Genomic DNA, 6,823 nt, shown 5'->3' on the forward strand with positions numbered 1-6,823 from the left:
GTTCTCTGTAGGGGCGGCCCTTGTGGCCGCCCGGGCGGCGGGAGTCTGGGGCGGGGAGGAAAGAGGCGGGCGGGTGAGCATTGGATGTACCGCCCCTGTATGTCCACGCTTTTCGGGCGCGGGGAAGGAAAAGGAAAGGCGGCCCAAATGGGCCGCCTTTGGAAAACAACTCAGAACTTGATGCGCTCTGCGATATAATTCTTGACCTCGTTCATGGGGATGCGCACCTGCTCCATGGAGTCGCGCTCCCGGATGGTGACGCAGTGATCCGCGGGGGTGGTGTCGTCGCCCACGGTCTGGAAGTCCAGGGTGATGCAGAAGGGGGTTCCAATCTCGTCCTGGCGGCGGTAGCGCTTGCCGATGGAGCCGGTGTCGTCATAGTCCACCATGAAGTCGCGGGCCAGCTCGTCCCGCAGCTGCTGGGCGGGGCCGGAGAGGACCTCCTTCTTGCTGAGGGGGAGCACGGCGCACTTGAAGGGGGCCAGGGCGGGGTGGAGGCGCAGGACGGTGCGCACGTCGTTGTTGCCCTTCTTGTCCTGGCCGACGATCTCCTCGTCGTAGGCGTCCACCAGGAAGGCCAGGGTCACGCGGTCGGCGCCCAGGGAGGGCTCGATGACATAGGGGATATAGTGCTCGTTCTTCTCCTGGTCGAAGTAGGTGAGATCCTTGCCGGAGTGCTCCTGGTGCTGCTTGAGGTCGTAGTCGGTGCGGTCGGCCACGCCCCACAGCTCGCCCCAGCCGAAGGGGAACATGAACTCGAAGTCGGTGGTGGCCTTGGAGTAGAAGGCTAGCTCCTCGGGCTCGTGGTCGCGCAGGCGGAGATTCTCCTCCTTCAGACCCAGCTCCACCAGCCACTTGCGGCAGAACTCCCGCCAGTACTGGAACCACTCCAGATCGGTGCCCGGCTGGCAGAAGAACTCCAGCTCCATCTGCTCAAACTCCCGGATGCGGAAGATGAAGTTGCCGGGGGTGATCTCGTTGCGGAAGGACTTGCCCACCTGGCACACGCCGAAGGGCAGCTTCCTGCGGGTGGTGCGCTGGATGGCGGGGAAGTTGACGAAAATGCCCTGGGCGGTCTCGGGGCGCAGGTAGACCTCGGTGCTGCTGTCCTCGGTGACGCCCTGGTGGGTCTTGAACATGAGGTTGAACTTGCGGATGTCGGTGAAGTCCGCCTTGCCGCAGCCGGGGCAGGTGACGCCGTTGTCCCGGATGAAGGCCACCAGCTCCTCGTTGGTCATGGCCTCCACATTCACGTCGTCGCGGCCATTCTCGGCGCACCAGCCCTCGATGAGCTTGTCGGCCCGGTGGCGCATCTTGCAGGCCTTGCAGTCGATGAGGGGATCGTTGAAGGTGGACACATGGCCCGAGGCCACCCACACCTCGGGGTTCATGAGGATGGCGGCGTCCAGGCCCACGTTGTAGGGGTTCTCCTGGACGAACTTCTTCCACCAGGCCCGCTTGACGTTGTTTTTCAGCTCCACGCCCAGGGGGCCGTAGTCCCAGGAGTTGGCCAGGCCGCCGTAGATCTCGCTGCCGGGGTAGACGAAGCCCCGGCCCTTGCACAGGGCCACGATTTGATCCATGGTCTTTTCGGTGTTCTTCATATCCATAAGCTCCTTTTTGCGTTATTCTGCGCGGAAAAAAACGCCCTGAGCCATTCGGCTCAGGGCGAAGCAAGCTCCGTGGTGCCACCTGAATTCGGGGCAGAGGCCCCGCGCTCAAACCCGGTAACGGCGGGAACCCGGCGGGGCATTTCCTCCCCGCGGCTGGCGGGCGCCTTCCCCTGCCTCCGCCGGAGCCTTGCACCAGACGGCTCCTCTCTTGGGACGGTGGGACGGGGTACTCCTCCCGGTCAATGCCTGTTTCTGGCCGCTATTGTATCACGCAAACCGCCCGCCGTCAAGGCGTTTCGGGGCCTATTCCACCAGAATCAGGCCGAAATGGTTCCGCTCCTCCCCCAACACCCGGAGCGTGCGCACCTCCAGGCCGTGGGCGCGGGCGGTGGCGAACACGTCGATGCCGCAGGCCTCCATGGCCGGGATGGCCCTCCCGGGGAAGCGGCACCCCTCCGGCGCGCAGGAGGGACACAGCTTGCACGGCCCGCTGCCGAAGGCCAGGGCCTTGTAGTACCCGTCCAGAAAGAGCCGCCGGGCCCCCTCGGCGGCCATGGCGGTGGCGTTCCAGTGGTGGACCCGGAACAGGATGCCGGTGGAAAAGCTGTCCAGCACGGCCCGGGTGCGGGTGTAGTCCGGGGCCTCCGGCGGGCAGCAGTGGTTTTTACCGAAATGTTCACAGCCGAACTGGCACTTGAAGGTGGTCCAGGGGGCGGTCACCACCGCGTGGGGGTCGATCACCAGGGCCGGCTCGGCCCCGTTCTCCCGCAGGTAGTCCAGGCAGGCGTCCATGGGCAGCACTCCTCTCTGTACAGAGTGTACGCCCGCCGGCGAAAAAGGTCAAGCGTCGGGGGAGACAAAATCCACATTGTGTGCTATGATGGGGATAAAAAATAGAAGGAGGCGGCGGTTTATGGCGCGTCCGGCAATTCGCATCACCCTCATTGACCGGCTGGGGAAGCGGGGCTGCCACCGGGGCCACCGGGTGGGGGAGAGCTTCGACTTTGACACGGAGCGGGGGAAGCTCTGTCCCATGGCCATGCATGTGGCCTTTCCCTATGTGGATATTCTCCGCTATGGCGGTGCCATCCCCGGCCAGCCGGCAGGCACGGCGGTGTTCTGCTGCCCCGATGTGGACACCATCAATGTGTTTCGGATCGAGGTGTCGGCCGGGGCGGCCGGCCCGGATTAGCTGAGAAAGAGCTCCACGTCCCCGATGGTCAGGCCGGTGTGGAGGGCCAGATTGATCCCGTATCCGATGACCTTCGCCAGATCGTGCACCTGGGTGTCGATGTCCTTGGGGGTGACGATCAGACCGTCCCCCGCGCCCTGGAGGGCGGCGGGGTCCAGCTCCCCCTTGCCCGCCTCGGCCAGCACGTCGCAGGTGAGGGTGGCGGCGTCCACTACGGTGGGGACGCCGACGGCGATGACGGGGACGCCCAGGGTCTCGGCGTTGAGGGCGGCCCGGGCATTGCCTACGCCGGAGCCGGGGGTGATGCCGGTGTCGGCAAGCTGGATGGTGCGGCAGACCCGCCGGAGGCTGCGGGAGGCCAGGGCGTCCACGGCGATGACGCAGGCGGGGCGGAGGGTTTCGGCCACGGCGCGGACAAGCTCGCCGCTCTCCATGCCGGTGGTGCCCAGCACCCCGGCGGCCAGGGCGGCCACCGGCCGGAAGGAGCCGAAGTGCTCCGGCACCCGCTCCACCAGGTGGCGGGTCACCATGGTCTGGTCGGCGGCCTTGGGGCCGATGTTGTCGGGGGTGATGGCCCGGTTGCCCAGGCCCACCACCAGGGCGGGCGCGCCCGGCGCCAGGCCCAGCAGCGCCCCCAGCTCCGCCGCCAGGGCCCGCGCCGCCCGTCCGAAGGCGTCCTCCTCCCGGCGGGCCAGGCCGTCCAGCTCCAGAGTCACATAGGTGCCCACCGGCTTGCCCAGGGCCCGGGCGCCCGCCTCGTCCCGGATGCGCACGGTGGTCACCGGATAGCCCTCCCGCGTCGCCTCCTCCGACTCCACGCCCGGCAGCGTCCCGGCCTCCCCGGCGCTCTCCTGCCAGAGCTGGGCGGCCTCCAGAGCCAGGTCGGTTCTCCGTTTCAACATATACGTCCCTCCATACCCCAAGATGTGGTGTTGACGACACCAGATGCCCCTATTTTTTGCGCAGAGCGCCTCCATATGCAAAAAAAGTGAAAAAAGTTCAAAAAAAGAGTTGCATTTTTAAAGAATGGCTGTTAAAATAAGAATCTGCACGGGCAAACTGTGTAAATAACGATTACGTCATCGGAGGAGGTGTTTGGTTTGCCGAATATTAAGTCTGCCAAGAAGCGTGTCCTGGTGAACAAGACCAAGGCTGCGCAGAACAAGGCCGCTAAGTCCGCGCTGAAGACCGACATCAAGAAGTTCGAGGCCGCGGTGGTCGAAGGCAACCGCAGCGAGGCCGAGGGCGCTTACAAGGTGGCCGTCAAGGCGGTCGACAAGGCTGTGGTCAAGGGTCTGCTGCACAAGAACAACGCCGCTCACAAGAAGAGCGCCATGACCATTAAGCTGAATAAGCTGGCCTAAAGGTCTGGTCGAAGGGGAGACCGTCTGCATCCGCAGGCGGTCTTTTTCGTTTTTTCGCGGGAGAAAACGGGTATGCTGGAAAAGAGACGCGGGGGAGGCGGGGAAGGATGAAAAAGCTGCTGGAGTGGAAGCCGGTCCGGTTTGGGCTGGAGGTAGGGGAGCTTTACTTCTCCAAGCGGGTATCCCGTTCGGCTGCGGAGCTGGCCTACTTTCTGATTCTCACCTTCTTTCCTGTCCTTATCTGCATTAACGCCTTCATCGGTCTGCTCCATTTGGACATCAACGCCGTACTGGAGGCCGCCTCCCCCTTCCTGCCCCGGGAGACGCTGGGGATTTTAGGGGACTATATTCAGTATATTACCGGAAACCAGTCACCCGCCCTGCTGGCCGCGGGAGGGATTATGACCCTGTTCTCCGCCTCCGCTGCCTTCCGGGCGCTGATGAATATTATGGAGGATCTTTACGGACGCAAGAGCTATGCAGGGGTGTGGCGCATCGCGGCCAGCGTGGCCTTTTCGGTGCTCTTTCTGCTCACCATCTACCTGGCCCTGGTGGTGCTCCTCACAGGCGGGTGGCTTTTCCATCTGGTGGAGCGCCTGTTTCGTCTGGAAACGGTCACCCTGCCTTGGGACTGGCAATGGTTCCGCTTTCTGCTGCTGTTCCTGCTGGTGTTCCTTTTTGTCCTGCTGGTGTACCGGATGGCCGCGCCCCGAGGCAGGCCACGGCCGCCTATCCTTACAGGGGCCTTTCTGGCCGCCGTAGCCCTTGTGGCCGCCACCGCCCTGTTTTCCTGGTTTATCGGCCTGTCTTCCAGGTACTCCCTGGTTTACGGGTCCCTGGCCTCGGTGATTATCCTGCTGGTGTGGCTCTACCTGTGTGGGAACATCCTGATTCTGGGAAATGTCTTTAACTGCGTGTGGTACCGCCACAAAAAGCGGCGGGTCACAGGGGAGCGGCCGGGCTGAAAAAAGGCGGCGTACCGATCCGGTACGCCGCCTTTTTTCACAGGCTGCGGAGCCACAGCTCCCGCAGACCCATCAATTGAAGATGGGGCTCATACTCCACCGCCCGGCGGAGCAGGGGTAGAATGTCACGGCCATGACCGCCGGTAAGGACTACGGTGACGGGGCCCAGCTCCTCCTCCAGGCGGAGGGAGATCCCCTCCAGGGCGGCGGCGGCCCCGTAGAGGGCGCCGCTGCGCATGCAGGACACAGTATCGGTACCCAGCAGTCCCTCGGGCTGGGTAAAAGTAATGCAAGGGAGTTGGGCAGCCCGGGCACTGAGGGCGTCCACCGACAGGCGCAGCCCCGGGAGAATCATGCCGCCCCGGAATATGCCCTCCCGATCCACCACCGACAGGGTGGTGGCGGTGCCCATGTCAAAGACCGCCAGAGGGGGCCGCCACCGGGCCAGGGCGGCCACGCAGTCCACCAGCCGGTCCATGCCCAGGTTGGAGACGTCATAGTCTCCGGTGGGCAGGCCGGGGTCGAGATCCCGCCCCAGCACCCGGACAGGGCGGCGGGTGAGGGCCTCCGCCGCCTGGACGGCGACCTGGGTGAGGGAGGGAACCACCGAAGAGAGCACCGCTCCCTCCACGTCTTGGGGGGCCGCTCCCTCCTCTGCCAGCAGGGTTCTCATGCGCGCGGCGCAGGCGGCGGCGTCCATGTTCCGGTCGCTGGGCAGGCGGCGGACAAAGCGCAGCTCCGGCCCCAGAAAGCCGCCAACAGCGACTGTAGTGTTTCCAATGTCAATGGTCAGCAGCATGGCTCAGACGGGCTCCCGGGCGGCCAGGGGAGCGCGGTTGAGCTTGAGAGCCTTTCCCATGGGGATGCACACTGCGGGGACAAGGATGGCCGCCACAATGGCCTCGGGCACACCGTTGGCCGCCACGATGCCCAGAATAAAGCCCAGCACTGCCTCGGCTGGAATCCCCTGGGCCGCGGCGTAGGCATCCCGGAACAGCAGAGCAATCAGTCCCATTACCAGGGCGGTGTTGGTAAAGGCGCCCACCACGGCGGACAGGGCCATGCTGCCGGCTTGGAGGACGGAGCCCCGGCGGCGGGACAGGGCCTGAAGCAGCGTATAGACCAGCCAGGGGGTCACGCCGACAAGGATACGGGGCACAAAACAAACCACCAGGGCCCAGGGGCTGCCCCGGTCCAGGCCTGGTACCGGTATCAGGGGGGAAAAGGCAAAGGAGGACAGGTTGGGTACCAGGGTATTTTTCAAAAGACTGGCCAGACCAAACATGCCGCCCAGAAAGGCTCCCTTCTTGGGTCCGAGAAGGAGGGCGCCGATGATGACTGGCACATGGAGCACGGTGGCCTTAATGATGGGCAGGTCGATCATGCCGATGGGGGTGAAGGTGAGCAGAAAGAGAATGGCGGTAAACATGGCCAGGACAGCCAGGCTCTGCACCTGCCGGTGCTGCTGGGCGCGGGGGGTGTGGGTGTTCATATTCAATTACCTCCAGGCTGCCGTTCCCGACGGGCGGGATACAGCGCGTATTTGGATGCAGCCACAGGCAGAGATGGGCCTGCCGTCTCCCTCCGGGGAGTACAGCGGCCCGCCGCCCGGGACAGCCGAGGCCATTATAACGGTTATATCCTCAGATTGCAATCCCTGTAGGTTTGTCAAACATATTGGACGGTGAA

8 protein-coding genes and 1 other annotated feature are annotated in these 6,823 nt (G+C 64.4%); of the genes, 3 read left to right on the forward strand and 5 right to left on the reverse strand.

What is annotated here, in order from left to right:
* Window positions 1–170: 170 nt before the first annotated feature.
* Both HMPREF0372_RS10900 and HMPREF0372_RS10905 read right to left on the reverse strand, forming a co-directional pair.
* Window positions 171–1,604, reverse strand: coding sequence for a glycine--tRNA ligase (locus HMPREF0372_RS10900; RefSeq protein ID WP_039997271.1), 1,434 nt, complete (start codon window positions 1,602–1,604; stop codon window positions 171–173).
* 57 nt (window positions 1,605–1,661) lie between these two features.
* Window positions 1,662–1,865 (reverse strand) — a binding site (T-box leader).
* 51 nt (window positions 1,866–1,916) lie between these two features.
* On the reverse strand, window positions 1,917–2,405 hold the full coding sequence (locus HMPREF0372_RS10905) for a DUF2284 domain-containing protein (RefSeq protein ID WP_007492225.1): 489 nt from the start codon (window positions 2,403–2,405) through the stop codon (window positions 1,917–1,919).
* A gap of 121 nt (window positions 2,406–2,526) precedes the next feature.
* Here HMPREF0372_RS10905 and HMPREF0372_RS10910 point away from each other — a divergent pair, with 121 nt between their 5' ends.
* Window positions 2,527–2,805, forward strand: a complete 279-nt coding sequence (locus HMPREF0372_RS10910) for a TIGR04076 family protein (RefSeq protein WP_039997277.1) — start codon at window positions 2,527–2,529, stop codon at window positions 2,803–2,805.
* On the opposite strand, the gene gpr is transcribed toward HMPREF0372_RS10910, so the two are convergent.
* Entirely contained in the window at window positions 2,802–3,707 is a 906-nt protein-coding gene (gene gpr, locus HMPREF0372_RS10915; protein WP_039997278.1) for a GPR endopeptidase, read from the reverse strand. The genes HMPREF0372_RS10910 and gpr overlap by 4 nt on opposite strands.
* 198 nt (window positions 3,708–3,905) lie before the next feature.
* On the opposite strand from gpr, the gene rpsT reads away from it, so the two are divergent.
* Window positions 3,906–4,169: a 30S ribosomal protein S20 gene (gene rpsT / locus HMPREF0372_RS10920; protein ID WP_009260539.1), complete on the forward strand. Its 264-nt coding sequence runs from the start codon at window positions 3,906–3,908 to the stop codon at window positions 4,167–4,169.
* A gap of 107 nt (window positions 4,170–4,276) precedes the next feature.
* A complete protein-coding gene (locus HMPREF0372_RS10925) occupies window positions 4,277–5,134 on the forward strand; it encodes a YihY/virulence factor BrkB family protein (RefSeq protein ID WP_007492250.1) in 858 nt (285 codons plus the stop codon).
* A gap of 37 nt (window positions 5,135–5,171) precedes the next feature.
* Here HMPREF0372_RS10925 and HMPREF0372_RS10930 read toward each other — a convergent pair whose 3' ends face one another.
* Both HMPREF0372_RS10930 and HMPREF0372_RS10935 read right to left on the reverse strand, forming a co-directional pair.
* Window positions 5,172–5,933: a type III pantothenate kinase gene (locus HMPREF0372_RS10930; protein WP_007492252.1), complete on the reverse strand. Its 762-nt coding sequence runs from the start codon at window positions 5,931–5,933 to the stop codon at window positions 5,172–5,174.
* Between the two features lie 3 nt (window positions 5,934–5,936).
* On the reverse strand, window positions 5,937–6,626 hold the full coding sequence (locus HMPREF0372_RS10935) for an ECF transporter S component (protein ID WP_007492254.1): 690 nt from the start codon (window positions 6,624–6,626) through the stop codon (window positions 5,937–5,939).
* Window positions 6,627–6,823 lie beyond the last annotated feature (197 nt).

The sequence above is a fragment of the Flavonifractor plautii ATCC 29863 genome (assembly GCF_000239295.1).
GTDB classification, from domain to species: Bacteria; Bacillota; Clostridia; order Oscillospirales; family Oscillospiraceae; genus Flavonifractor; species Flavonifractor plautii.

Excerpts from the sequence above, each read along its gene's own strand:
- HMPREF0372_RS10900 (WP_039997271.1), bottom strand. The coding sequence starts at position 1,604 with ATGAAGAACACCGAAAAGACCATGGATCAAATCGTGGCCCTGTGCAAG.
- HMPREF0372_RS10905 (WP_007492225.1), bottom strand. The coding sequence starts at position 2,405 with ATGGACGCCTGCCTGGACTACCTGCGGGAGAACGGGGCCGAGCCGGCC.
- HMPREF0372_RS10910 (WP_039997277.1), top strand. The coding sequence starts at position 2,527 with ATGGCGCGTCCGGCAATTCGCATCACCCTCATTGACCGGCTGGGGAAG.
- gpr (WP_039997278.1), bottom strand. The coding sequence starts at position 3,707 with ATGTTGAAACGGAGAACCGACCTGGCTCTGGAGGCCGCCCAGCTCTGG.
- HMPREF0372_RS10925 (WP_007492250.1), top strand. The coding sequence starts at position 4,277 with ATGAAAAAGCTGCTGGAGTGGAAGCCGGTCCGGTTTGGGCTGGAGGTA.
- HMPREF0372_RS10930 (WP_007492252.1), bottom strand. The coding sequence starts at position 5,933 with ATGCTGCTGACCATTGACATTGGAAACACTACAGTCGCTGTTGGCGGC.
- HMPREF0372_RS10935 (WP_007492254.1), bottom strand. The coding sequence starts at position 6,626 with ATGAACACCCACACCCCCCGCGCCCAGCAGCACCGGCAGGTGCAGAGC.